Raw genomic sequence first — 25221 nt, 5'->3', positions numbered from 1 at the left:
TACCAGAATTGAAGGTAGAGGTTATTTCTATTATTTTGAACTAAGCTCTTCTTCTGTTACCCATTTATGATTTGTTACAGCTTCACCACTTGTAGTGGAAGTATAATCAACCATATATACAGTTGTTTGCACAGCCTCGTCAATAAGGACAGTCGCATTTTCCATACCTTCCATATGTGTTGCGTCCGTTTTTACTTCTGTTCCAGGTGCCAGTGGTGCTTCTTGTGGGTCAATTAATTCTTCATGAATTATCCACTTATGCTTTTCTATTCGCTTTCCACCAGATGTAGGCTCATAGGAAATAACATAGGCAGTTGTACGATAGGCTCCTACTATTGTTGCTTCGGCTCCTTTCATACCTTCCATATGTCCATCTGTAATAATGGCTGTGCCCCCTACAGGAAATTTCGGGTTTTCAGCATTTTTTAACGTTACTGGTACATGGCCAGAACTTGAATGGTTCATTGTAGAATGATCCATTTTTTCAGCAGTTTCATTAGAAGTGGACGCAGGTTTTGTTTGCTCCTCTGTACAAGCCGTTAAACTAATTAGAGTGACCACTGATAATAGTCCGACTGACCATCTTTTATTGAATTTCATATGATATCCTCCTCATTATTTGCTCTTAAGGTAGCAAATAAATGTGCAGAAACGATGGATATGACCTATGAAAAATATCTAGCACAAGTAGGGGGAGATATACTATTGAATGGGCATAATCTTCAATGTTTTTTGTAATCTATAGGCGAAGATACCAGCAAAAATAGCTAAAATAATATCTTTTGGTAGTGGAGGAATCATCCAAAGCCAAGCGAGCTTATATGAAAAATTCTCTGGCGCACTTGCCCAAAGCTTATAGGCAAAAAACATCCAATTTGTTCCTATCAAATAATTTATAGCCGTTGCTACCAAAGCAGCTACGATAAAACTTTTCTTTGTCCCGCTTCGTTCTACGATCAATCCTGCAACAAATGCAGCTAATATAAATGTAATAATAAACCCAAAGGTAGGGCTTAAAATTTGGCCAATTCCACCACCGAAACGAGCAAAGACAGGGGCTCCTGCCAATCCTACGCACATATAAATTGTGCAGGCGAGCGCACCTTTTCTACTACCAAGAATAAGCCCTGCTAAAATTGCAAAGAAGGTTTGAAGCGTAATGGGTACACCACCAACTACCATAAAAGGTGCAAAGGAAGTGATATTAGCACCCACCATCATTAGCGTTGAAAATAACCCAATGTAGGTAATGTCAACAGTTCTTAACTTATGGTGACTATGTTGTGTAACAGTTGCCATGAATTTCACCTCGCTTTATAAGTTATTACTGCTAGTGTAAAAAACGAATGTATTTGTGTCAACCTTATTGTTTATTTAAGTTAACTCAATTGCTGAATTAAATTGAAGTAGACTATCTATCTATAAAAATGTATGATAGAACCGTCACCATTTTATAACTTCAAATACTATTGGTGTGACATTTTTAAATGTCACTTAAAAGGGAAGTCGGTGGAAGTCCGACGCTGTCCCGCAACTGTAACGAGGAATCCTATAATATGATTTGCCACTGTTTAAGAATGGGAAGGCAATTATAGGATAGTGAATCGAAGCCAGGAGACCTGCCATTTAGTAATACCTGTAATGCCCACGAGGATGCAAGCAATACGGACAATAGCTGGATATTTTTCTGACTTTGTTTAATCTAGGGTATTTCTATGCGCATTTTCGCATGGGATACCTTTTTTTATTGCTTCATTCATCAATATATTCAGTAGGAGTTTAAAACAGATGAATAAAAAATTTATGTTATTTTCCTTCGTACTTTTCATGGTATTAATTGTTTCAATGACCTTTGCTGTAATGGTTGGCTCAGTTTCAGTTACACCGCTATATGTATGGAAAGTTATTCTTTCTAAAATTCCTTTTATACAAAATTCGATCGAGCAAGATTGGAGTCGCTCTCAGGAAATCATCATCTGGCAAATAAGAGCACCTCGTGTTTTGCTAGCAGCGATAGTAGGAGCGGGGTTAGCTATTGCAGGGGCAGCCATTCAGGCACTAGTACGTAATTCTATTGCAGACCCGTATATTCTAGGGATTTCTTCAGGGGCAGCTGTCGGCGCTACTTCTGTGATTATTTTAGGAGCCTTTTCATTTTTAGGTATTTACGCTCTTTCAGTATCCGCATTCCTTGGTTCATTACTTGCCATTGCACTTGTCTTTTTCTTATCACGTGTTGGGGGACGTGTCTCTATTTTCCGCTTGCTATTGGCAGGCATGGCTGTGTCCTTTATCTTAACGGCTATCTCTAACTTTATTTTAATGATGTCAAAGCAAGAAGGGGCCTTAAAGGCTGTTATGTTTTGGATGCTAGGTAGTTTAGCTGGAGCCAAATGGAATAATATTGTGATTCCAGCTTTCGTATTCTTTATTGTATTTGGGCTACTGTGGCTACACTATCGCAATTTAAATTTATTATTACTAGGAGAAGAGGCGGCAGTGACATTAGGCGTTAATCTTCAGCAATTCCGTATTCAGTTAATACTACTAGTATCTCTATTAACAGGTGTGCTTGTCGCAGTTAGTGGTTCTATAGGATTTGTGGGATTAATTATTCCCCATATTGTGCGTTTAATTGTGGGCTCAAACTATAAATACGTAATACCTATCAGTGCTTTAATAGGTGGAATATTCTTAGTGTGGGCAGATGCCTTTGCTCGAATTATTATTGCTCCTCAGGAAATGCCAATTGGTATTATTACAGCTTTTTGTGGAGGACCATTTTTCATTTGGCTTCTCCGTCGTAACAACTATTCTTTCGGTGAAGGAGATTAACTTCCATGACATTAGAAGCGAAACAAATATCATTCTCCATTTACGATCAGCGTATACTGCATGATGTAAGCATTCAAATAAAAGAAAAGCAATTTGTTGGATTAATTGGTCCTAATGGGAGCGGAAAATCAACATTGTTAAAAAATATGTATCGTCTCCTAAAACCTGAAAGTGGATCGGTAGTATTAAATGAGCAAGATATATTAAAGCAATCAAGTAAAGCAATTGCGAAAAATTTGGCTGTTGTAAGCCAAGAGACACCCGTATTATTTGATTTCACTGTGCATGATTTAGTCAGTATGGGAAGAACCCCACATAAAAAGCTGTTAGAGCTTGATCAAGAGAAAGATTTTCAAATTGTTAAAGAGGCTCTTAGGCAAACGGGCATATCGCATTTAGAGAAACGAAGCTTTAGTTCGCTTTCTGGTGGCGAGAAAAAGCGTGTCATGGTTGCAAGGGCACTCGCTCAACAAGCACAGATATTAATATTAGATGAGCCGACGAATCATTTAGATATTCAACATCAACTTCAACTTATGGATTTAATTCAGACTTTGCATTTAACCGTAGTAGCAGCTTTACATGATTTGAATATTGCTGCTATGTATTGCGATCAAATTTACGTTTTACAGCAAGGGCGAATAGTTTGTCATGGTACACCAGAGGAAGTACTTACGCCAACAGTGCTGCAAGATGTATTTGGTGTTTTTGCGGATATTCAAATCCATCCAATGACAGGGAAGCCGTATCTTACATATGTTCCTGAACAGTTCACGAAGGGGTTTAGCCAAATATAGAAAAGTGTCATCTTCTATTAGATACATAAAACATCCTTTAAGGAGTGACTGTATGCAAATAGCCTTTACGAAAATGCATGGTATTGGCAACAGCTATATCTATCTTGATCTTTTCCAACATGATTACAAGGAAGATATCTTTTGTGTATTGGCTCAAAAAATGGCCAATGTCCATACTGGTATTGGCTCAGATGGATTGATTATTATCCAACCCTCTAAAATTGCTGACTGTGGTATGCGTGTATTTAATAAAGATGGATCTGAGGGGACAAATTGTGGTAACGGTCTTCGCTGTGTTGCTAAGTATATTTTTGAACGTCATATTGTACGACAAGAGCTAATTACGATTGAAACGAAATCCGGGATTATGCTGGCACAGGTAGTGGTGCAAGACAATCGTGTAATAGAAGTGATTGTCGATATGGGCAAACCTCTCTTATTGCGCAAAGACATTCCGATGTTAGGAAACCCAAATGAGCTTGTCATCAATGAGATATTTCCTTTACCCCAACAGTCTCTTATGGTAACTGCTTTGTTTTTGGGCAATCCGAATACTGTAGTTTTTGTGAATGCGATCGAGCAAGCACCATTAAGAACATTAGGCGGTATTATAGCAAACGATATGAGATTTCCTTATCGCTGCAATGTTGAGTTTGTAGAGGTTGTTCATGAGAAGGCATTAAAATGCTGCGTTTGGGAACGAGGTTCGGGTATAACAGAGGCATGTGGGACAGGTGCTTGTGCAGCGGTAGTGGCTGCTATATTAAATGGTTTTTGTCAGAAGGGGGAAGAAATAGTAGTCCAACTTAGTGGTGGTGACTTAGCCATACGATGGGCTGACAATGACCATATCTGGATGCGTGGTCCTGCAGCATTTATTGCAGATGGTATTTATGAATTTTTATCTTAATTACTCCCATCCTTCTTCGTCATGCCATTTTAAATAAATGAATACAGGACGCCTCCGATTTAAGGGTGGCGTCCTATATTGTAAAGCCATTAAGATACTGCTTTTAAGCCTGCTACACCTATGATAATTGCTATGATACTGATAATACGTGATAGATTTTTGGATTCGCCAAAGAAAATGATATTTACGAGTACAGCTCCAACAGTACCAATTCCTACCCAAACAACATAGGCAATACTTAACTGCAAATAGTTGAAGGATGTATATAAAAGGGCAAAGGACACACCAAAACCACCAATATATAACATTAAGTTTCGTAATGTTTTATACTGACTATAGAAGCGTAAGCCAACCACACCTATAATTTCAGACAATGCAGCTAAGATAATAAGTACCCAACCCATTATACATTCTCTCCTTTCGTTTGCACCTGCTCTTTAGAGGAATTATCCGCTAATTTTAGACCAATCACACCTAATAATAAAATAATCATGAACAGTCCTTTAACGGCATTAAATTCTCCTTCGAAAATGAAAATATCCATTAATGTGGTACCGATTGCACCTGCTCCGGCGAAAATAGCGTAGACTGTACCAGTAGGTAAGCTCTCACAAGCCTTCGATAAGAAATGAAAATCTATAGCAATGATTGTCACAATAATTATCCAATGCCACCATGAGCTTGCTACGTTAAAGCCAAATACCCAAAGCAATTCAAATAAACTTGTTAAAACGACGTACATCCATTCTTTTTTCATCAATAAAATCCTTTCTATTAGGCAATGTAATGACTGACATTCAGTCATTTTTGAGGTAAAAGAGAACGTCACTTTTATGGGTGACGTAGGCCAAGTGCGTGAGATAGGAAGTCTATAAGCTCAAGCTTGAGCAATTTCATTGTTTCGTCCTTGCTATCATCAAATAAATAAATTTGTTCAGCAGCAGATTCAATTAGACCAATCATCAGTTTAGCAGAACGTGTTGGGTCAATTGAATCACGTATCATTCCCTGTTGCTGGCCAGATAGTAAGAAATGACTCATCCAGTCATAATAGGGTGCATATATATTTTCCCATTCTTTTAAATGCTCAGTTTGCGCAATACCTGCATAAATAAGTGCAACGATGTCTCCATAATCTTTCGTGATTAAGAAAATCATTTCCACAACCTCTTCAAGTTGCTGTTCAAAGGGCTTATGACTTGAAATACCTTCATCTAAGGTAGCAATAATTCTTTCTACCATATTTTTTGCAATAGCAGGCATAACAGAAAGGCGTGATGGGAAATAAAGATAAAATGTTCCTTGAGCGATCCCAGCAGCTTTAACGATATCTGAAACCTTTGTTTTTTCTATACCTTTTTCTCGAAAAACCTCAATGGCAGCTTGAATAATTTTTTCTTCTTTTGACATGCAATCCCTCACTTTTGCCTTACTTAATTATTATGTTATAGAATAAGAAAAATAATGTCAATAAAAATGACTGATTATCAGTCATTTTTATTATCCAATGTTCGTTTGTCATTCCACAATTATGCGTAAGAGTATATTTTCTATATTTCGGGGAATTGTATAATTGAAAGGATTGATAACCATGAAAGAAATTAAGTTTGCACAATTAGACCCGCAGCAACTAGAAAAAATTAATGAGCTTGAAGAAAAGATTGGTGTAACATTAGTTGCCTATGATGCTTCCTCCACACCATCACACGGTTCTGGCGCTTTTGAGTCAAATAATAGCACTACTACAAATCATCCATCATAATGAAGTGAGAAATGCCTTGCAGTAATGTAAGGTATTTTCGTTTTATAGAATGTATTTAAAGGAGTGTTTGAATTGAATGAATTCTATGCTGATTTACATATTCATATTGGACGTACTTCTAGTGGAAGGGCAGTGAAAATTACTGGCAGTAAAACGTTAACATTAGCACGAATTTTAGAGACGGCTAGTGCAAGAAAGGGATTAGACATCATTGGGATCATTGACTGTCACTCACCTGAAGTAATCGAAGAAATGGTGAGGATGATTGAACAAGGAGAACTGCAAGAACTTAAAGAAGGTGGTCTGCGATTTCAGGAAACGACTTTAATTCCCGGATCAGAGATCGAAATTTATGATCAACATTGTCAGGGTCCTATTCATGTGCTTGCTTACTTTCCTACACTAGAGCTCATGAAGCTGTTCTCAGAATGGATGTCACAACATATGAAGAATATCCATTTAAGTTCACAGCGTATTTATTGTGATGGCAAGACCTTGCAGCAAAAGGTGCATGAATTAGGAGGTATTTTTATTCCTGCACATGTATTTACACCATTTAAAAGCTTGTTTGGCAAAGGGGTTCGTCGAAGTTTAACTGAAGTCTTTGATCCGGAGCTTATTGATGGCATTGAATTAGGTTTAAGCTCTGATACAAATATGGTAAGTCATATTAAAGAATTACAAGCATATACATTCGTTAGCAATTCTGATGCACATTCGCTTGGAAAATTGGCACGAGAATATCAAAAGTTACGATTAGCAGAAGCAAATTTTACAGAATTAAAAATGGCCCTGCATGAGCAAGAGGGACGAGCAGTAATAGCCAATTATGGCCTAAATCCTTTGCTTGGTAAATATCATCAAACAGTTTGTGCAAAATGTAGTCAACAGCTAAGTAAAGAGGCTACCATTTGTACAGAATGTGGGAGTACTCAAATTATAAAGGGAGTAGCTACCCGTATACAGGAGCTATCTGAAGACTTTCCCAATAAACGAAATAGACCACCTTACATTCATCAGATACCACTTGATTTTATTCCAGGTATTGGTCCTAAAATGATGGAACGTTTAATCGAGGCATTTGGTACAGAAATGAATATTTTGCATCGTGTAACAATCGACCAGCTTGAACAAACTGTACCACATAAACTAGCCCAATTAATCGATTTAGCGAGAACGGGTCAATTAGCCATTGAAGTTGGTGGAGGTGGGATTTATGGAAAGATACAGGTTGATTAGATAAAAAATGAAATATTTCAAAAAGATTGTTGTAATTTAACCTATTTTTATCATTCCTCTAGTAAAATAGTGAAAACAACGACTATTTTATAAGTAGAGGAGAGAGTAAATGCGATTATCAAAGAAATTTCGTTTTTTAGCTTCAAGTGTATTGGCTTTGCAATTAGCTATACCTGTAGCAGCTAGTGCAGAGGAAGGGCAGGGTGACCATATAGCACCAAGTTGGGTTGTACAAACTGATTATGTGGCACTTGGTGATTCATTAGCACATGGGATGAATGAAGTTGGTGGAATTGGATTAGGCTATACCGATTTTATTGCACAGGCATTACAACAAGACGGCTTCCTTACTTCCTTTAATAAGGGCTTTGCTATGTCAGGCTACACAACTAAAAATATTTTAGCTGATCTACAAAATGATGTGGCAAAAACAGTGACTGGTTTTGGCTATACAGAGGAACAGGCAAAGTTACGAGCTTCTATTAAAGAAGCTGAAATCATCACATTAACAGCTGGGGCAAATGATCTATTGCCAATATTAAAAGAATCCCAAGCAACGGGAATTGACACGGTGGCTATCATAAAAGCTACTAAAGAAGCTGTATCGAACATTGCTACTATTCTATCTGAAATCAAAAAGATTAATCCACAAGCTGAAGTATATGTAATGGGCTATTATAATTCCTTCCCATACTATAGTGAGAACTTACAAAAACAATTTAATCTGTTATTAGCTACATTGAATTCAACAATCAAAACAACTACTGAAAAAGCGGGCGCTATTTTTGTTCCTACATATGATGTTGTTGCAAAAGATGTTGCCAACTATCTACCAAACCCTGAAAATATTCATTTAAGTGAAGCTGGTTATTTAGCGGTAGCAAATGAAGCATTTTTACCAATCATTAAAACAAGCTCTTTATGGGATGTCACGCAGGCTATTGGAGTAGATGTAAAAAATCGTACAACTGTTAAGGTTAACTGGCAAGAAGCGACAGATAATGTAGGCATAGCAAATTACCTTGTCTATGTGAATGGAAAATTAACTTCAACATTAAATGCAGACACTACTACGATTACGCTCACAGATTTAATAGAAAATACAAGCTACAATGTATCTATCAAAGCAATTGATGCTGCTGGTAATGAAAGTGTTCAAAATCCTACAGTAACGTTCACTACGAAAGGAACAGTTAGCTTTACAGATACACAGAATCATTGGGCAAAAGATTATATTCAAAAAGCCGCAAATACAGGTTTAATGAATGGCTATACAGATGGAACATTTAGGCCTGAGAGTAGTGTAACACGTGCCCAAGCTGCAGCAATTCTTGTAAGAAGTCTTGGATTAACTACAGAAGAAAAAGCACCATTTACTGATATCACAAATTATGATGCAGCAACCCAATCAGAAATTGCGGCAGCATATGTACATGGTCTTATTAAAGGAACAGATGGGAAATTTAAGCCCGGACACCCTGTGACACGGGCTCAATTAGCTTTAATGATTCATCGCGCCTATGAACAGCAATCTAATCAGCCGTATATTGCAAAAGGCAATGTGCCATTTGTAGATGTTGCTTCATATAATGCAGAAACCAAACGAGCCATCACAATGCTGTATGAATTAGGAATCGTGACAGGGGATGGAGGCAAATTTTCACCTGAGGCTGTCACAACAAGAGGTCAAGCAGCTAAAATATTTACCAATCTTAGTCAGCTACTCATTCAATAATCATTAAAAGGTAGGGGGATTGTCTCCTCTACCTTTTGACGTTTTCGTAAAAAACGAAGTTAAAGTTTAACTAGATAAAGGAGAATGGGATGTTGTCATTTATATTATCTGCTAAAAGATTAGGAAAAGGTTTGTGGAGGTCCTTTAAACGTCCACAGTTCCTTTCATTATTTACTACACTATTTTTAATCATTCTATCAGGAACTCTATTCTATAAGGGGACAGAAGGGTGGTATTGGTTGGATGCCATGTATTTTGCTGTAGTGAGCTTAATTCCAACTGGAGTCGAAACAGGACTATATCCAACAACGGCTTATTCTAAAGTATTTACAATGATTTATTTAATTGTTGGTACAGGAGTAATGTTTATCATGTTATTAATGTTGGGACGCTCTATCGTAGATTTTTCTCTTAATGAAGAAGAAAAAGAAGAGGTTAAAAAACGTTTGAAAAAGTAAAATAGCAGTACAATGAATTCTTTTGGACGATTCATTGTACTGCTATTTTTTATGATAGTTTGGCAATAATGCCTTCTTCGTCATCTAAAACAAGTTCAATCCCTGTCGAGAATGGATCACCATGTAGAACATCCTTGATCCAAACACGTAAGGCACCAATCATGGCTGCTGTATTAAGCACCTCGATTTGACCGTTGACTTCGACCTCTGCACCAAAACCTGCATCATCCTCGTAAGTCAATTCAACAAGAACATCCTCAGGGCGAATGCTTTGATAGTAGGCTTGAGATAAACAAATAGCATTAATAATATCTTGTTCACTGATTATTTGTGCCATTGTGCTTCCTCTTTGCGCTTTTTATCTTTAAATATATTCATTATCTTCACAACAAGCATCACAATAACAACAATTGCTGCCACATTAATGAGTAAACCTAAAATATTCCCCAGTATACCCATACCACTAAATAGACTACCGAATAATAATCCAGCAAGTCCCCCAAGCATTAATCCTTTCATCAGACCACCTGAGAAAAAGCCACCTTTTTTAGTAGTATCTGCTTTATTAGTAGATGTTGAGTTGTTTTTATTTGTTGTTGCATTGTTTTGATCTTTAGTATTATCCGATTTTTGGATATTCGAGCTATTATTATTGTTAGAGAAGCCCTTTTTACCCGATTTATAGGATTTAGCTTCTGCCGTTGGTGTATCAGAAATAAATAATGTTGCACCAACAGTCGAAAATATCAGTGTCGCTGCAAAAAGAGCGGCAAGAATTTTTTTCATTACATACATTCCTCCAATATAATTTTTAATCTAATCATAAACTAGTTCTTATATAGTAATATTACATGAACTATATTAAAAAATAAAACAAACGCTTTCAAAAATTAAGCTATATCAAAAAATATGGACAAATAGTGGCAGATGTAATGATTGTAGAAATTATGCAATAGGAAGGAGTGAAAAAATGCTACTAACTTTATCAATCTTCCTTACCATTTTTATCATTTTGTACCTAACAGAAAAAAGGCGCTTTCTCAACGTTGTAGCCCTTGGCCTGATAGGGATATATATTGTCAGAGCGTTTATTATTCATTATCCTTTATTGCTACCAAATGATCAGGGGATTATTTCTGAAATGGGGATATTCATTATATTAGGAAGCTTTCCAAGTATTATGTTTATTTTATCAATAGCCATGTTTTTTAATAGTAAAGTATTATTGGAAAAGGAAGGACGCAAATTCCGTAACTTAATGTTAGCCATATTAGGGCTAAGTTTTGTTATTATGATGTTATGGTATGTATTCGTCATTTTTATTGAAATTGAAAATGTATTTTGGCATATTCTTTTCTTCTATGCGTTTTTGATTTTTGGTTATACAATGTTCTTATACACTAGTGTCCTTGCTTATTCAATATTGTATCTTCTTACACCAATACGTTATAAACCAAATTACATTATTGCATTAGGTTCAGGATTAATTGGCGATAGAGTACCTCCACTTTTAGCAAGCCGATTAGATGAAGCAGTAAAGCAATATATAAAGTATGAGATGAAGCCTTATATCATTGTCTCTGGTGGTCAAGGAAATGATGAAAAGGTATCAGAAGCATATGCAATGAAACAATACCTAATAGAAGTACATCATATTCCGACTGACAAGATAATAATGGAGGATTGTTCAGCCAATACAGAACAAAATATGATCTTTTCAAAGCAAATAATGGACCACCATTCTCATGGAGTTAACTATCGTTCCATTTTTGTTACGAATAATTTCCATGTGTTTCGCGCAAGTATTTATGCTCGAAAAGCAGCATTAGATGCCGAGGGAATTGGCTCAAAAACTGCTTTTTACTATGTTCCGAATGCATTCACACGAGAATTTATAGGTTTATTAGCCATGTATAAATGGACCCATGTCACAGTATTTTTAATTATTACGCTATTCGTAGGCTTACTATTAAGAGCATATGTGTAACCAAACTTCAACTGTCTTCCATATAATAGTGGTAAGGCAGTTTTTTACATAGTGTGCAAGGGAGGAAAATAATGTACGAGCAAATTTTAGCCAAGCGAAATAAAGAACGAATAATTTCCCTACAAAATCTTACACAAACTCAAGATCAGTGGTTTGCTCAAAATATAAAATTACTTACATTCGCTGAAGTTAACCTAACAGCCTTGCAGAAAATACTGTATCAAGTAGTACGAGGGTTATTAAAAGAACAGCAACAACGTCATTTGCAGATTGTCCATACAGTGCAATCTCAATCGATACAGGAGAATGTATTAACGCTGTTGGCAGAATATGATGATGTCTTGCGCGATGCCATTCCACAGCCTATCTATATACTCATTTGGCAAATTTCTTCGCTAGAAAAGTTAAAAAACAGTATAGAAGTAGTAGATGATGTGCTTGATATTGTAGAGTGGTTTTTTTGCCATCAAGATGAACAAGTTGCTGCTCTAGATGAAGAGGACTTAGATCATGAGCTGATTATTGATTTGTATAAAGAAGCGGTTGAAGAGCAGGATGGAGATGCCCAATATCAACTGGGCGAATACTATAATTCTAGAGAGGGTAAACATTTTCAACCTGAAAAATCATTGAAATGGTTTGAGCTAGCTGCTGTCCAGGGAAATGCTGATGCTCAATATATGCTTGGGAATTTCTGCTTTGGGGGCATAGGTATGGAGGAGAATTATTCCCTTGCCTTTTCATACTATGAAAAGGCAGCTTTGCAGGGACATGCGGATGCTGCCAATAATTTAGCAGATATGTACTTTAATGGCGAGGGCGTATCAACGAATTATACATTGGCAAAAAAATGGTTTGATTATGCTGCACAAAAGAATGTGGCAGAGGCAATGTTTACGTTAGGAATAATTTATGAGCAGGGGTTAGGCGTTGAGGTAGATGAGAAAGAAGCTTTTAACGCCTATAAAAAATCAGCTGAGGCAGGGTATGTGGAAGCACAATATCGACTTGGTGGAATTTATTTAGAGGGGCGCTTAGGCCAAGCGAAAGATGTCAATCGTGGTCTGTTTTGGTATGAAAGAGCTGCGGAACAATATCATGTAGATGCCTTTTATGATTTAGGTTATATATGGAGTAATGGTCTGGCTGGAATACGCAATCTTGAAAAAGGTATTCATTGGTTTAAGCAGGCTGCACTTCAAGGAGATGTAGAAGCCAAGCTACAATTAGGGCATATTTTTAATAAAGATACAGGGTTAGATAGAAATCTAAAAGAAGCTATTAAATGGTATGGACTCGCGGCAGATGCAGGATCCGAAGAAGCGGCTAAAATATTACAGGAACTTAAAGGATTGTAAATTTAGTGTTAAAAAAACATAGGCTTTTAGAATGATTTATAAAGCTATGGAGTATGGGTATTTTAGTCTGAAATAAACTACTGTATATGGGTATGTAGATAGATGGTAATTCAGGGTAAAAAATATTAATATAGTGAAATTTGAAGATGTTCGATAAAAAAGTAGAATAAATATAAAGCAAGTAAGCATAATAAACAAAAAAATGGTTAAAAAAGCTACCCAATAATATTGTGGTAGCTTTTTTATAGTTTATTACGCTTTATTTAACAACAAGGACTTTTTATACATTTTGTGTAAAATAATGGTATTAATAAGATTGACAGTCATTTATAAAATGATTAATGTAAATGAGTGATTTTGAAAAGAAGCATACGTAAATAATTTACTGTTAGTCATGTAGGACTATATCTGTTTGCTGAGAGCATATGACCTTAGGCTAAATTAGCAAAGGGGTACCCGACATACTTTTGGAGGAAGTCTGTCATACGGAATTGCGCTATCGAATGTAACCATTAAATCTGACTAATCTGATTTTACCGGTATTTTTTCGTGTATCCATCAATATGTTAAAAGGATTTGATGTTTCTCAGCCTGATGAAAGTAAACGGAATGAAAGAGGGAAGATGTGTGATTTTTCAAAGACAGAGAAAGACGAAGGTATTGGATTTACAGCAATACACAGTGAAAATGGATTTGTCCTCTCGTCAATCGATGGCGAAGCAAATTGAAATGCTGAACTTAACGAAGAACGACTTACAATATTTAAAAGCTTTCCAGCCAATAGTTATGGATAATGTAGATCACATCGTAAACCGTTTTTACAACATGATTGGAACAGAGCATCATTTGGTAGATATCATCAGCCATCATAGTTCTGTAGAAAAGCTTAAAGTAACATTACGGCAGCATATTATTGAAATGTTTAACGGAACCATTGATGAGATGTATTACCAAAGGCGTGTAAAGATTGCAAAGGTGCATGTCCACATTGGGCTTAGAACACAGTGGTATATCTGTGCATTCCAAGATTTATCGATATCATTTATAGATTTAGTCGAAAAAAATATAGAATTTCCACAAGATCAATTTAATACGATCAGAGCTATATCGAAAATTTGTAATTTTGAGCAACAACTCGTTTTAGAAGCTTTTGAAAACACTGTAGAACAACTGAAAGAAAAAATGGTTCATGAAAAAGAAGCGATTGAACGACAGATTGTAGATTCTTCGGAAGCACTTGCAGCTATCTCGCAGGAAACCAATAATTCTTTTTGCTGCTTAAGTAAGCAATCTGACGAAATTAAACATTTGGCAAAAAAATCACTCGATGTGTCTACACTGGCTGAAAACCAAGCACTTGAGGGTCGCGAGCGTTTAAAAAATCAATCACAAAATATGCTCAATATTAGTCATTCTCTTCATGATATAGAAGAAAATATTGAACAATTATCAGGTATGTCTAAGGAAATGGAAACAATTATGAGTGTTGTGACCAATATTGCGAATCAAACGAATCTATTGGCTTTAAATGCTGCAATTGAAGCAGCACGTGCTGGGGAAGCGGGAAAGGGCTTTAGCGTAGTGGCCGATGAAGTACGTAAATTATCAATTCAGACAAAAGAATCTGTTACAGCGGTGGCTTTGTTATTGAAAAAGACAGGTGAACGAACAGAGAAATTAGAGTATTCTTTGACCAACATTCAAGATGAAGTTGCAGCAGGTGAAGAAAATATGTTACAAACTGAAGGCCAATTTACGAGTATATTGGGAGCCATGACAGAAGCAAAAGATCAAAATGAGTGTACTGCAACAAAAATACAAGCAATTGTAGGCATATTAAGTGAATTAGGCACTTCATTTACTGAGGTAACAAATTCAGCTGAAAAATTAGCGAGCTTTGCGCAAAATTTAAAAGGATAGACTACTAACATTTACATTCTATTTTTCATATTTTTAGACGTAATAAACACTATAGTACCTATTTAAATGTTTGTTGTGAAGTTATCGCTATAGAGGATCAATTTTATAGAGATTCAGAAAGTAAGAGCTATTTCACTGATGAAATAGCTCTATTTTTGCTAAATTTGTAAAGGGTTTAACGTAATTTTCAATGAAAAAAAGATTATACTGTAGAAAGAATGAATATTAGGGGCGGTTATGATGAAAACAGTTGTTGTTTTAGGCGGCGGTATTACAGGACTATGTACAATGCATTATTTGCAACGTCAAGTGAAGGAACATAATTTAGATGTTCGTCTAGTGCTTATAGAAAAAAATACATATTTAGGAGGCAAATTATATTCAGCACATGAACAAGGTTTCATCATGGAAACGGGTGCTGATTCTATTGTAGCCCGTCATCAAGGCGTTATGGAACTCGTGCAGGAGCTTGATTTTGAGGCGGAATTAGTTTACAACGAAACAGGTATTTCTTATATTTATACGAATAATGAGTTACATGCTATTCCGGCAGATTCAACTTTCGGAATACCGATGAGTGTAGCATCCTTAGAGGAAAGTACACTTATTTCCGAGCAGGGAAAAAAAGAAGCGTTGAAGGATTTAACATTGCCAAACAATGGCTTCACAAAGGAAAGTTCTATCGGTGAATTTTTAACTTACTATTTAGGAGAGGAACTGGTGAAAAACCAAATTGCACCAGTCCTTGCAGGTGTTTATTCGGGAGATTTACATCAGCTTTCTATTGGCTCTACTTTACCGTATTTAATTGATTATAAGAATGATTTTGGAAGTATTATTAAAGGCTTTGATGCGAATCGTGAGCAATTTGTTAAAGCAGCGAACAAAAAATTTATATCCTTTAAAAATGGTTTATCTTCTTTAATTAATCGACTTGAACAAACCTTATCCGATGTAGAAATTATCAAGGGTGTTACTACACTAAATGTTCAAAAACAAGATAAGAACTACACAATTTCTTTAGCTAATGGTGAAATTATTGAGTCAGATTATGTCGTTTTAGCATTACCGAATGATTCTGTCCAAAATCTGCTACAGGATGAATCTTTAAACCGCTATTTTAACCAATTTACGACAGCGTCAGCAATTACTATCTATTTAGGTTTTGATGTGCCAGACGCTAAATTGCCAGCAGATGGAACGGGCTATATTGTTTCCCATAATTCAGACGTTACTTGTAATGCAGCAACTTGGACTAGTCGTAAATGGAAGCATACATCGAAAGAAAATAAATTACTTGTGCGACTCTTTTATAAGAGCATCAATCCAGCCTATGAGCAACTACGTGCCATGACTGATGAAGAATTGGCAGCAGTTGCTTTAGAAGATGTGAGAAAGAGCCTAGGAATAGAGGAGCAGCCAACTGTTGTGAATGTAACAAAGTGGATTGATCAAATGCCTAAATATGATTTAGCGCATCGTGAAGCATTACAAGGACTACTACAAGAATTACATGAGAACTATCCTAATTTATCGATTGCAGGGTGCTCATATTTTGGCGTAGGTATTGGTGCTTGTATTCAAAACGGGAAAAAAATTGGCGAAGAGCTTGCAAATGAACTTGCCAATTTCTAAGATTTTAAGTGAAAAAAAACTTTGTTATGTGAAATAGTCTTGACTCATTCGTCAGTAAACGATATGATTCTTTTAATTATTTAAAAAATTCATACTTAATTCTTATCAAGAGAAGCAGAGGGACTGGCCCATTGAAGCTTCAGCAACCAACTTTATTGTCAGGTGCTAAATCCAGAAGACCGTTGAGTCGAAGATGAGAAGGAACAACAATGATGAATCGTTAAAGCCTTCTTTTTTTATGAAAGAAGGCTTTTTATTATATAGAGACATAGGAAGAGAGGCTAATTTTATGGGATTGCTTGAAAGGTTAAAAACGCATGTATTGACGGCAGACGGTGCAATAGGCACAGTGCTATATGGCTATGGATTGGAGTATTGCCATGAGGAAATGAATGTTCAGAGACCCGAGTTAATTGAAAAGATTCATAGAGAATATATTGCAGCTGGTGCTGACATCATTCAAACGAATACGTACGGTGCAAATGCCATTAAATTAGCTCGCTATGGATTAGAATCAAAAGTCCAACAATTTAATGAAGCTGCTATCACCATCGCAAAACGAGCAGCGGCTGATGGCGGTCAATTTGTTTTAGGAACAATTGGTGGTATTCGGGGAATTCGTAAAAGTGATGCAACCTTGGATGAAATATTAGCGACTATTGAAGAACAAGCAAGCGTCTTACTTGCAGGGAATCCAGATGGCCTTTTACTTGAAACTTATTATGATTTTGAAGAATTAACAGCAACCTTAAAGATGCTACGAGAAAAAACAAAATTGCCGATTATTGCACAAGTTTCTATGCATGAGCCCGGTGTTCTACAAAATGGGATGTCTTTAAATAATGCTCTCCATGAGCTTGAAGCCCTAGGTGCTGATATTGTTGGTGTCAATTGTCGACTAGGTCCACACCATACTATTCTAGCATTTGAAGGTGTAGAACTTCCTAATAAGGCATTTATGTCGGCCTATCCAAATGCATCACTTCTGGACTTAGAGGATGGGCGTGTCGTTTATGAATCAGAAGCTGATTATTTTGGTCGAGCGGCTGTTGAATTGCGTGATCAAGGTGTACGTTTAATAGGGGGCTGCTGTGGTACAACACCCAAACATATTGCAGCAGCAAAGAAGTATTTAGAAGAGTTATCACCGGTTCAGGAGAAGCATGCGAAACCTGAAAAGATTGAGATTGTTCGGGAAGCGGAGCCAACAAAGTATGAGCCTCTTCATGAAAAGGTTAAACGTGAACGTTCTGTCATAGTAGAGTTGGATACACCTAGACATTTAGAGATTGACGGGTTCCTTGAAGGAGCAAAGCAATTATATGATGCAGGTGCAGATGTAGTTATGATGGCAGACAATTCATTGGCCTCTCCACGTATTAGCAATATTGCAATGGGAGCATTGTTGAAGAGCACACATGGTGTACGTCCACTAACTCATATTACATGTCGCGACCGTAATTTAATTGGTCTACAATCTCATTTAATGGGGTTAAATGCTTTAGGTATTCATGATGTGTTGGCTGTTACGGGTGATCCAACGAAAGTAGGAGATTTCCCAGGTGCGACAAGTGTTTATGATGTATCTTCAATGGAGCTAATCCAATTAATTAAGCAATTAAATGGAGGGGTCTCTTTCTCAGGTAAGCCACTTCGAAAAAAAGCAAATTTTTCAGTTGCTGCTGCATTTAATCCAAACGTCCGTGTGTTAGATCGTGCTGTGACACGCTTAGAGAAGAAAATTGAGCATGGGGCAGACTACTTCATTTCTCAACCAGTATATACGAAAGAAAAAATTGTAGAGATTTATGAGGCAACAAAGCATTTACAAGCTCCAATTTACATCGGTATTATGCCTGTTACGAGTTATAAAAGTGCTGAATTTTTACATCATGAAGTACCAGGTATCAAATTATCTGAAGATGCCTTAACAAGAATGAAAGCATGTGGAGAAGATAAGGAAAGAGCGACATTGGAGGGGATTGCCATTGCTAAAGAATTAGTAGAAGTGGCTACACAATATTTCAATGGCATTTACCTTATTACACCATTTTTACGTTACGATGTGACACTAGAGTTGATGAAATATATAGAGCAATTGGATGAACAGAAAAAAGGAGTAAGTATACATGGCTAAGCACTCGATTGAAGAGCAACTAGAGAAACGTATTTTAATTCTTGATGGCGCAATGGGAACAATGCTACAAAATGAAAATTTATCAGCAGAGGATTTTGGTGGCGAGGAACTTGATGGCTGTAACGAAAATCTTGTGCTTACTAGACCAGATGTTATTGAAAAAATTCACCATAAATACTTAGAGGCAGGCGCAGATATTATTTGTACAAATACATTTGGTGGGACGCCTCTTGTGTTAAATGAATATGATCTTGGCACAAAAGCAGAAGAAATTAATAAGCGTGCAGTGGAAATTGCTCGCCAAGCAGTGGATCGTTATTCGACATCGGATTGGCCACGTTTTGTCGCAGGTGCTATGGGACCAACAACAAAAACGTTATCAGTAACTGGTGGTATTACATTTGATGAGCTAGAGGAAAATTTTTATGTACAGGCAAAGGCATTAATTGAGGCAGGAGCTGACGTTTTGTTATTAGAAACAAGTCAGGATATGCTCAATGTCAAAGCAGGCACACTTGGCGTAAAGCGCGCTTTTGCATCAACTGGCAAAGAGCTACCTGTCATGATTTCAGGAACAATAGAACCGATGGGTACAACGCTTGCAGGGCAAACAATCGATGCCTTTTATATTTCAATTGAGCATATTAAACCAATATCAGTTGGCCTAAACTGTGCGACAGGACCTGAGTTTATGACGGATCACATTCGTTCATTAGCAGAGCTTTCAACAGGCTATATTAGCTGTTACCCAAATGCTGGCTTACCAGATGAAGAAGGGTGTTATCATGAATCACCAGAATCGCTATCGCAAAAATTAAAAGGTTTTGCAGAAAAGGGCTGGCTTAATATTGTAGGTGGATGTTGTGGGACGACACCTGCTCATATTGCAGCCATTCGTGAGGTCTTAAAAGATGAAAAACCTCGTCAATTACCAGAAAAAACACATGGTCATGCGGTATCAGGAATTGAACCATTATTATATGACGATTCTATGCGTCCGTTATTTATTGGGGAGAGAACAAATGTAATCGGCTCTCGTAAATTTAAGAATTTAATCATTGATGGGAAATTTGAGGAGGCCGCAGAGATTGCACGTGCTCAAGTCAAAAATGGTGCACATGTTATCGATATTTGTTTAGCCAATCCTGATCGCGATGAATTAGCCGATATGCGTGGGTTTATGCAGGAGGTTGTAAAAAAGGTTAAGGTGCCTCTTGTGATTGACTCAACTGATGAAAAAGTAATAGAGGAAGCATTAAAGTTTTCACAAGGGAAAGCCATCATTAACTCTATTAATCTAGAGGATGGTGAAGAACGATTTGATGCAGTATTACCACTTGTGAAAAAATATGGTGCATCGTTAGTTGTTGGAACGATAGATGAAAAGGGAATGGCGGTTGACCGTCATCGAAAGCTTGAAATTGCCGAGCGTTCCTATCAACTTTTAACAGAGAAATGGGGGATTGCACCAGAGGATATCATTTTCGACCCATTAATGTTCCCTGTAGGAACTGGAGATGAGCAGTATATTGGTTCAGCGTTAGAAACGATTGAAGGCATCCGTCTCATCAAAGAAAAATTGCCGCAGACATTGACAGTACTTGGCGTAAGTAATATCTCATTTGGCTTACCACCAGTTGGCCGTGAAGTACTGAATGCTGTTTATCTCTATCATTGTACACAGGCGGGCTTAGATTATGCCATTGTTAATACAGAGAAATTGGAGCGTTATGCATCCATCCCTGAAGAGGAAATCAAACTCGCAAATGACCTGCTCTTTAATACAAATGATGAAACATTAGCAGTGTTTACAGATTTTTATCGAGATAAAAAGAAGGAAAAAACGGAAGCGGATATTCCGAAAACGGTTGAAGGTCGTTTAGCTTACTATATATTAGAAGGTACCAAAGAAGGGCTAATTGAGGATTTAGACGCTGCAAGGGAAATCTTCGAGGCGCCACTTGATATAATTAATGGTCCTTTAATGGAGGGTATGGCTGAGGTAGGTCGATTATTTAATGATAATCAACTCATTGTAGCAGAGGTTTTACAATCAGCAGGTGTGATGAAGGCCGCAGTTGCTCATTTAGAGCAATTCATGGAGAAGGATGAAGAGAGTGCCGGAAAAGGAAAAATGGTACTTGCTACGGTAAAAGGCGATGTTCACGATATTGGGAAAAACCTTGTTGATATTATATTAAGTAATAATGGCTATAAGGTAGTCGATTTGGGCATTAAAGTAACCCCTGCCCAATTGATTGAAGCGATTCGTAAGGAAAAACCTGATTTTATTGGGCTGTCAGGTTTACTCGTGAAATCAGCGCAACAGATGGTTATTACTGCTCAAGATTTTAAAGAGGCGGGAATTGATGTTCCTATTTTAGTTGGTGGTGCTGCACTTTCACGTCGTTTTACTGAAACAAAAATTGCAGATGAATATGGTGGTCCTGTTATTTATGCAAAGGATGCTATGCAAGGCTTAGAGCAAGCGAATCTATTAATGGGTGAAGGGACACGTGAAAATTTCTTAGCAGAAATTGAAGAATCCCGTCAAAAACGTTTAGCGGCCGATGAAAAACGAGCTGCTCGTCCAGCAAAAGAGGTAACAATAAAGCCTGCACGAACAGTAAAAGGAGCGCCAGTATTTTTACCAGCTGATTTACGACGTCATGTGAAAAAAGACTATTCTGTATCTCATTTATATCCTTATGTTAATATGCGTACATTATTGGGACACCATTTAGGCTTGAAAGGGCAAGTTCAGCAATTGCTTGATGCGGGTGATTCAAGAGCAACAGAGCTCAAGGATTTAGTAGATGATTATTTAAAAAGTGATCTATTAAAGCCATCTGGTTTGTATCAATTTTTCCCTGCTCAAGCAGATGGTGATGATGTCGTTGTGTATGATCCTGCTGATAGTAAGACAGAAATTGAACGTTTTACCTTCCCTCGTCAGCAAGTTGAACCATTTTTATGTCTTGCAGATTTCTTAAAAACGGTAGAGAGCGGTGAAATGGACTATATTGCACTCATGGTTGTAACAGCAGGTCAAGGAGTTATGGCTAAAGCACGCCATTTAAAAGAGGCTGGGAAATTTCTTGAAAGTCATGCCTTGCAATCGACTGCTTTAGAATTAGCAGAGGGCTTTGCTGAACGTATGCATCAGGAAATTCGTGACCAATGGGGCTTCCCTGATGCAACAGATTTCACTATGAGAGATCGTTTTGCTGCAAAATATCAGGGTCAACGCTTTTCATTCGGATATCCTGCATGTCCTAACTTGGAGGATCAAGAGAAACTATTCGGCCTATTAAAACCTGAGGATATTGGTGTCCATCTTACAGAAGGCTTTATGATGGAGCCTGAAGCATCTGTATCTGCAATCGTTTTTGCTCATCCTGATGCTCGCTACTTCAATGTTTAAGGCATAAATAAGAGGAGGTAGATAGTCTATTCAATGACTGTCTATCTCTGTTTCTTTATAGAAGAAAACAATTTGGTTAAGGGAAGTGAGCAGAATGATACGATTCATGGAAGAAAGAGATATTCCCGAGGTTTTGGTTATCTATAATGATATTATTTTAACAAGCAAGGCTGTCTATCGATACGAAATACAAACTTTAGATGAAAAAGTACAGTGGTTTAGGGAGCAACAAGCATTAGATAATCCTTTACTTGTATTTGTGGATAATGGGCTTGTCGCTGGCTTTGCTACCTATAGTCAATTCCGTCCTTACCCAGGTTATAAATATACAATGGAGCACTCTGTCTATGTGCACAAAGAACATTATCAAAAAGGGATTGCGACAAAGCTCATGAACAAGCTGATAGAGATCGCTGAAGAAAATGGTGTCAAAACGCTTGTTGCTGGTATTGATGGAGAAAACATTGGTAGTATTAAAGCACATGAAAAATTAGGCTTTGAATATGCAGGAACCATTAAAAATGCAGGCTATAAATTTGAACAATGGCTAGACCTTGTGTTCTATCAACTTCATTTGACTGGACCGAAATCATAAAAGGATATGACATTTGTCATATCCTTTTTGTGATGTTTGCGTCTGTTACTGACTTGTACTCTTGTTTTATGATGAGGTCATAAGAAAAAAAGAAACGAGGGAGTAAAAGATGGCAACTATTAAAGAAAAAACAAAAAAGTTACGCCAAGATGTAGCGCCATTTGCCAAATCAGATACGCGTAAAAGTGTTTTTCAGATTATAAATACAATTGTACCGTTAATTGCATTATGGGTGGCTGGTTACTTGTTAGTGGATGTATCACCTTGGCTAACAGTCGGCTTAAGTGCTATTTCAGCAGGTTTTGTCGTACGAACTTTTATTATTTTTCATGATTGTACACACGGCTCATTTTTCAAAAGTAAAAAGGCAAACGATTGGGTTGGATTTTTTACTGGGGTGCTAACATCATTCCCTTATGAAAAATGGAAACGTGAACATACAATTCACCATGCAACAAGCTCAAACTTAGACAAGCGTGGTATCGGTGATATTGATATGATGACAGTTGAAGAATATATGCAAGCCTCAAAAGGGCAACGTCTATGGTACCGCTTCTATCGCAATCCATTTGTGATGTTTGGATTAGGCCCACTTTATATGGTTCTTGTCTTAAATCGTTTTAATCGTAAGGATGCGAAGAAGAAGGAACGTCTCAATACAATTTTAACGAATATTGTCATTGTGGGAATTTGTGCCGCTTTAATTTTCTTCATGGGCTGGCAAGCGTTTTTATTAGTGCAAGGCGTTACTTTATTTATTGCAGGTTCTTTAGGAATTTGGTTATTTTACATCCAGCACACGTATGAAGATTCTTATTTTGAACATGATTCAGAGTGGGATTATGTGAAAGCCGCAGTTGAAGGAAGCTCCTATTATAAATTGCCAAAACTTTTACAATGGGTAACAGGGAATATTGGTTTCCATCATGTTCATCACTTAGCTCCTCGTGTACCTAATTATAATCTTGAAAAGGCACACAATGAGACACCGCCATTACACATGGCAACAACGATTACTTTACGTACGAGTTTAGAATCACTACGTTACAAGTTATATGATGAAGATCAAGGTAAATTTGTGACGTTTAAAGAAGTAAATGAAATTATAAAACGTAAAGCAAGAGGCAGTATTGCCGCTTAGTTGAAAACAGCCATCTCTGCAAGGGAGATGGCTGTTTTATATAAAGAGAGGAATATGGGTCAAAGCATGTACAGGCATAAATTTAATTTTCTTGTTATAATAAGGGAAAAGTAGGAAAGAGCGTGAGATTATGTTGAGGAAATGGCATAGTATTATTCCGAATAGTCCGATGCTCAGTGTATATTTGTGGATAATTTTTTGTTTCCTACCGTTTTTCTTCATTTTTAGGAAATCATCTTATATCGAAATATCGATAGGCATTACATTTTTAATGCTCTATTTTATCTTCTATCGATTTGCCATGAATTCGAAAAGCGGTTTAGTTTATATGTGGATTAGCTTTGAAATGGTCATAAACATTATTATGACCATCTTGTATGGCTATGTCTATTTGTCCATTTTCACAGCATTTTTTATTGGCAATATCCGAAGACCCGTCGGCTTTTATATTATGTATGGTCTACATATTGGATTTACAGTTATTTCAACGGGTGCTGGATTTTTTGTAGAGCTCAACCTATTTTTATCGCAGTTGCCTTTCGTTGTATTAACTATTTTAGCTGTTGTCCTTTTACCGCTAACGCTTTATTCCAAAAATAAACGTGAAAATTTAGAGGGACAGTTAGAAACAGCCAATGAACGTATTGCTGAGTTAATTGTTTTTGAAGAACGACAAAGAATAGCTCGAGATTTGCATGATACATTAGGACAAAAATTGTCCATGATTGGTTTGAAGAGTGATCTAGCTTCTAGGCTGATTGAACGAGATCCCCAGCAGGCCTTGATTGAGATTAAGGATATACGCCAGACGGCTAGTATTGCTTTAAAAGAGGTTCGGGAATTAGTTTCAGATATGCGCACAGCAAAATTTGAAGATGAGATCATGCGTATTTCACAAATGCTAAAGGCAGCTGAAATGGAGTTTGTCTTTGAAGGGGATAAAAACGCACTGCAAGTTCCACCACTTGTAGAGAATGTTTTATCTATGTGCTTAAAAGAGGCGGTTAATAATGTTGTCAAACATAGTGGAGCAACAAAATGCGAAATTGCCTTCCATCAAAATTTTAAAGAAGTTTACTTAGTAGTGCGAGATAACGGACAGGGCATTACGAAAAAACAAGCCTGGAGAACTGGTAATGGATTGAAAGGAATGCGGGAACGTTTAGAGTTTATTAATGGGTCCTTCAAAATTGAAAGTGTTGAGGGGACCACATTAACGGTAACTATCCCAGTAGCTATTACGCATCAGAATGTCAAAGACAATCTGAAGAACATATAGAAAAGAGGA

General features: G+C 37.0%; 23 protein-coding genes and 2 riboswitches. Of the genes, 16 read left to right on the top strand and 7 right to left on the bottom strand.

Annotated elements, in window-relative coordinates:
• Positions 1 to 30: 30 nt before the first annotated feature.
• Together L6W14_RS20225 and L6W14_RS20220 are read right to left on the bottom strand one after the other, a co-directional pair.
• Positions 31 to 600 carry a YdhK family protein gene (locus L6W14_RS20225; protein ID WP_237898770.1) on the bottom strand — a complete coding sequence of 190 codons (570 nt, stop codon included), beginning with the start codon at positions 598 to 600 and terminating at the stop codon, positions 31 to 33.
• Positions 601 to 702: 102 nt separating this feature from the next.
• Positions 703 to 1299 carry a biotin transporter BioY gene (locus L6W14_RS20220; RefSeq protein ID WP_131522346.1) on the bottom strand — a complete coding sequence of 199 codons (597 nt, stop codon included), beginning with the start codon at positions 1297 to 1299 and terminating at the stop codon, positions 703 to 705.
• 154 nt (positions 1300 to 1453) lie between these two features.
• A riboswitch (cobalamin riboswitch) is annotated at positions 1454 to 1642 on the top strand.
• Positions 1643 to 1788: 146 nt separating this feature from the next.
• Here L6W14_RS20220 and L6W14_RS20215 point away from each other — a divergent pair.
• From L6W14_RS20215 to dapF, 3 genes are read left to right on the top strand one after another with little or no spacing between them, the layout of a single operon-like run.
• Positions 1789 to 2835 carry a FecCD family ABC transporter permease gene (locus L6W14_RS20215; protein WP_048394957.1) on the top strand — a complete coding sequence of 349 codons (1047 nt, stop codon included), beginning with the start codon at positions 1789 to 1791 and terminating at the stop codon, positions 2833 to 2835.
• Between the two features lie 5 nt (positions 2836 to 2840).
• Positions 2841 to 3632 carry a heme ABC transporter ATP-binding protein gene (locus tag L6W14_RS20210; protein WP_237898769.1) on the top strand — a complete coding sequence of 264 codons (792 nt, stop codon included), beginning with the start codon at positions 2841 to 2843 and terminating at the stop codon, positions 3630 to 3632.
• Between the two features lie 52 nt (positions 3633 to 3684).
• Positions 3685 to 4542 carry a diaminopimelate epimerase gene (gene dapF / locus L6W14_RS20205; RefSeq protein WP_131522344.1) on the top strand — a complete coding sequence of 286 codons (858 nt, stop codon included), beginning with the start codon at positions 3685 to 3687 and terminating at the stop codon, positions 4540 to 4542.
• An 89-nt stretch (positions 4543 to 4631) separates the two neighbouring features.
• On the opposite strand, the gene L6W14_RS20200 is transcribed toward dapF, so the two are convergent.
• From L6W14_RS20200 to L6W14_RS20190, 3 genes are all read right to left on the bottom strand, one after another.
• A complete protein-coding gene (locus L6W14_RS20200; RefSeq protein WP_131522343.1) occupies positions 4632 to 4946 on the bottom strand; it encodes a DMT family transporter in 315 nt (104 codons plus the stop codon).
• A complete protein-coding gene (locus L6W14_RS20195) occupies positions 4946 to 5299 on the bottom strand; it encodes a DMT family transporter (RefSeq protein WP_131522342.1) in 354 nt (117 codons plus the stop codon). Before L6W14_RS20195 ends, L6W14_RS20200 begins: the two co-directional genes overlap by 1 nt.
• 74 nt (positions 5300 to 5373) lie before the next feature.
• On the bottom strand, positions 5374 to 5952 hold the full coding sequence (locus tag L6W14_RS20190) for a TetR/AcrR family transcriptional regulator (RefSeq protein ID WP_237898768.1): 579 nt from the start codon (positions 5950 to 5952) through the stop codon (positions 5374 to 5376).
• A gap of 181 nt (positions 5953 to 6133) precedes the next feature.
• On the opposite strand from L6W14_RS20190, the gene L6W14_RS20185 reads away from it, so the two are divergent.
• The 4 genes from L6W14_RS20185 to L6W14_RS20170 all read left to right on the top strand — a co-directional run bounded on the left by L6W14_RS20185 (position 6134) and on the right by L6W14_RS20170 (position 9736).
• Positions 6134 to 6304 carry a hypothetical protein gene (locus L6W14_RS20185; protein WP_175400775.1) on the top strand — a complete coding sequence of 57 codons (171 nt, stop codon included), beginning with the start codon at positions 6134 to 6136 and terminating at the stop codon, positions 6302 to 6304.
• 72 nt (positions 6305 to 6376) lie between these two features.
• A complete protein-coding gene (locus L6W14_RS20180; protein ID WP_237898767.1) occupies positions 6377 to 7543 on the top strand; it encodes an endonuclease Q family protein in 1167 nt (388 codons plus the stop codon).
• Between the two features lie 109 nt (positions 7544 to 7652).
• On the top strand, positions 7653 to 9278 hold the full coding sequence (locus L6W14_RS20175; RefSeq protein ID WP_237898766.1) for an S-layer homology domain-containing protein: 1626 nt from the start codon (positions 7653 to 7655) through the stop codon (positions 9276 to 9278).
• Between the two features lie 89 nt (positions 9279 to 9367).
• Positions 9368 to 9736, top strand: coding sequence for an ion channel (locus L6W14_RS20170; protein WP_048394973.1), 369 nt, complete (start codon positions 9368 to 9370; stop codon positions 9734 to 9736).
• A gap of 49 nt (positions 9737 to 9785) precedes the next feature.
• On the opposite strand, the gene L6W14_RS20165 is transcribed toward L6W14_RS20170, so the two are convergent.
• Positions 9786 to 10073 (bottom strand): DUF2653 family protein, encoded by a 288-nt coding sequence (locus L6W14_RS20165; protein ID WP_131522337.1) that lies wholly within the window; start codon positions 10071 to 10073, stop codon positions 9786 to 9788.
• Positions 10061 to 10522: a hypothetical protein gene (locus L6W14_RS20160; RefSeq protein ID WP_237898763.1), complete on the bottom strand. Its 462-nt coding sequence runs from the start codon at positions 10520 to 10522 to the stop codon at positions 10061 to 10063. The genes L6W14_RS20165 and L6W14_RS20160 overlap by 13 nt, the downstream gene beginning before the upstream one ends.
• Positions 10523 to 10706: 184 nt before the next feature.
• On the opposite strand from L6W14_RS20160, the gene L6W14_RS20155 reads away from it, so the two are divergent.
• The 9 genes from L6W14_RS20155 to L6W14_RS20115 all read left to right on the top strand — a co-directional run bounded on the left by L6W14_RS20155 (position 10707) and on the right by L6W14_RS20115 (position 25212).
• The gene (locus tag L6W14_RS20155) at positions 10707 to 11723 is read left to right on the top strand and encodes a YdcF family protein (protein ID WP_237898761.1); all 1017 of its coding nucleotides are present in this window, start codon (positions 10707 to 10709) and stop codon (positions 11721 to 11723) included.
• Positions 11724 to 11794: 71 nt separating this feature from the next.
• Entirely contained in the window at positions 11795 to 13081 is a 1287-nt protein-coding gene (locus tag L6W14_RS20150; protein ID WP_131522334.1) for a tetratricopeptide repeat protein, read from the top strand.
• A 627-nt stretch (positions 13082 to 13708) separates the two neighbouring features.
• The gene (locus tag L6W14_RS20145) at positions 13709 to 15001 is read left to right on the top strand and encodes a globin-coupled sensor protein (RefSeq protein ID WP_237898760.1); all 1293 of its coding nucleotides are present in this window, start codon (positions 13709 to 13711) and stop codon (positions 14999 to 15001) included.
• 240 nt (positions 15002 to 15241) lie between these two features.
• The gene (locus tag L6W14_RS20140) at positions 15242 to 16636 is read left to right on the top strand and encodes a protoporphyrinogen oxidase (RefSeq protein WP_131522332.1); all 1395 of its coding nucleotides are present in this window, start codon (positions 15242 to 15244) and stop codon (positions 16634 to 16636) included.
• 99 nt (positions 16637 to 16735) lie between these two features.
• Positions 16736 to 16836: riboswitch (SAM riboswitch) on the top strand.
• 89 nt (positions 16837 to 16925) lie between these two features.
• Entirely contained in the window at positions 16926 to 18773 is a 1848-nt protein-coding gene (locus tag L6W14_RS20135; protein WP_131522331.1) for a bifunctional homocysteine S-methyltransferase/methylenetetrahydrofolate reductase, read from the top strand.
• Positions 18766 to 22197 carry a methionine synthase gene (metH, locus tag L6W14_RS20130; protein WP_131522330.1) on the top strand — a complete coding sequence of 1144 codons (3432 nt, stop codon included), beginning with the start codon at positions 18766 to 18768 and terminating at the stop codon, positions 22195 to 22197. Before L6W14_RS20135 ends, metH begins: the two co-directional genes overlap by 8 nt.
• A gap of 94 nt (positions 22198 to 22291) precedes the next feature.
• Positions 22292 to 22792, top strand: a complete 501-nt coding sequence (locus L6W14_RS20125; protein ID WP_131522329.1) for a GNAT family N-acetyltransferase — start codon at positions 22292 to 22294, stop codon at positions 22790 to 22792.
• Between the two features lie 109 nt (positions 22793 to 22901).
• Complete coding sequence (locus L6W14_RS20120) at positions 22902 to 23933, top strand: Delta(5) desaturase DesA (protein ID WP_054548858.1); 1032 nt, start codon at positions 22902 to 22904, stop codon at positions 23931 to 23933.
• A 271-nt stretch (positions 23934 to 24204) separates the two neighbouring features.
• Positions 24205 to 25212 carry a sensor histidine kinase gene (locus L6W14_RS20115; RefSeq protein WP_193767439.1) on the top strand — a complete coding sequence of 336 codons (1008 nt, stop codon included), beginning with the start codon at positions 24205 to 24207 and terminating at the stop codon, positions 25210 to 25212.
• Positions 25213 to 25221 lie beyond the last annotated feature (9 nt).

Origin of the sequence: Lysinibacillus sp. ACHW1.5, from assembly GCF_022014815.1 — a bacterium.
Lineage (GTDB): Bacteria > Bacillota > Bacilli > Bacillales_A > Planococcaceae > Lysinibacillus > Lysinibacillus capsici.
This window is presented reverse-complemented; position numbering and strand designations above follow the sequence as displayed.

What these genes read in the sequence shown, in the direction of transcription:
- L6W14_RS20225 (WP_237898770.1), bottom strand. Translation starts at nt 600, where the DNA reads ATGAAATTCAATAAAAGATGGTCAGTCGGACTATTATCAGTGGTCACT.
- L6W14_RS20220 (WP_131522346.1), bottom strand. Translation starts at nt 1,299, where the DNA reads ATGGCAACTGTTACACAACATAGTCACCATAAGTTAAGAACTGTTGAC.
- L6W14_RS20215 (WP_048394957.1), top strand. Translation starts at nt 1,789, where the DNA reads ATGAATAAAAAATTTATGTTATTTTCCTTCGTACTTTTCATGGTATTA.
- L6W14_RS20210 (WP_237898769.1), top strand. Translation starts at nt 2,841, where the DNA reads ATGACATTAGAAGCGAAACAAATATCATTCTCCATTTACGATCAGCGT.
- dapF (WP_131522344.1), top strand. Translation starts at nt 3,685, where the DNA reads ATGCAAATAGCCTTTACGAAAATGCATGGTATTGGCAACAGCTATATC.
- L6W14_RS20200 (WP_131522343.1), bottom strand. Translation starts at nt 4,946, where the DNA reads ATGGGTTGGGTACTTATTATCTTAGCTGCATTGTCTGAAATTATAGGT.
- L6W14_RS20195 (WP_131522342.1), bottom strand. Translation starts at nt 5,299, where the DNA reads ATGAAAAAAGAATGGATGTACGTCGTTTTAACAAGTTTATTTGAATTG.
- L6W14_RS20190 (WP_237898768.1), bottom strand. Translation starts at nt 5,952, where the DNA reads ATGTCAAAAGAAGAAAAAATTATTCAAGCTGCCATTGAGGTTTTTCGA.
- L6W14_RS20185 (WP_175400775.1), top strand. Translation starts at nt 6,134, where the DNA reads ATGAAAGAAATTAAGTTTGCACAATTAGACCCGCAGCAACTAGAAAAA.
- L6W14_RS20175 (WP_237898766.1), top strand. Translation starts at nt 7,653, where the DNA reads ATGCGATTATCAAAGAAATTTCGTTTTTTAGCTTCAAGTGTATTGGCT.
- L6W14_RS20170 (WP_048394973.1), top strand. Translation starts at nt 9,368, where the DNA reads ATGTTGTCATTTATATTATCTGCTAAAAGATTAGGAAAAGGTTTGTGG.
- L6W14_RS20165 (WP_131522337.1), bottom strand. Translation starts at nt 10,073, where the DNA reads ATGGCACAAATAATCAGTGAACAAGATATTATTAATGCTATTTGTTTA.
- L6W14_RS20160 (WP_237898763.1), bottom strand. Translation starts at nt 10,522, where the DNA reads ATGAAAAAAATTCTTGCCGCTCTTTTTGCAGCGACACTGATATTTTCG.
- L6W14_RS20155 (WP_237898761.1), top strand. Translation starts at nt 10,707, where the DNA reads ATGCTACTAACTTTATCAATCTTCCTTACCATTTTTATCATTTTGTAC.
- L6W14_RS20150 (WP_131522334.1), top strand. Translation starts at nt 11,795, where the DNA reads ATGTACGAGCAAATTTTAGCCAAGCGAAATAAAGAACGAATAATTTCC.
- L6W14_RS20140 (WP_131522332.1), top strand. Translation starts at nt 15,242, where the DNA reads ATGAAAACAGTTGTTGTTTTAGGCGGCGGTATTACAGGACTATGTACA.
- L6W14_RS20135 (WP_131522331.1), top strand. Translation starts at nt 16,926, where the DNA reads ATGGGATTGCTTGAAAGGTTAAAAACGCATGTATTGACGGCAGACGGT.
- metH (WP_131522330.1), top strand. Translation starts at nt 18,766, where the DNA reads ATGGCTAAGCACTCGATTGAAGAGCAACTAGAGAAACGTATTTTAATT.
- L6W14_RS20125 (WP_131522329.1), top strand. Translation starts at nt 22,292, where the DNA reads ATGATACGATTCATGGAAGAAAGAGATATTCCCGAGGTTTTGGTTATC.
- L6W14_RS20120 (WP_054548858.1), top strand. Translation starts at nt 22,902, where the DNA reads ATGGCAACTATTAAAGAAAAAACAAAAAAGTTACGCCAAGATGTAGCG.
- L6W14_RS20115 (WP_193767439.1), top strand. Translation starts at nt 24,205, where the DNA reads ATGCTCTATTTTATCTTCTATCGATTTGCCATGAATTCGAAAAGCGGT.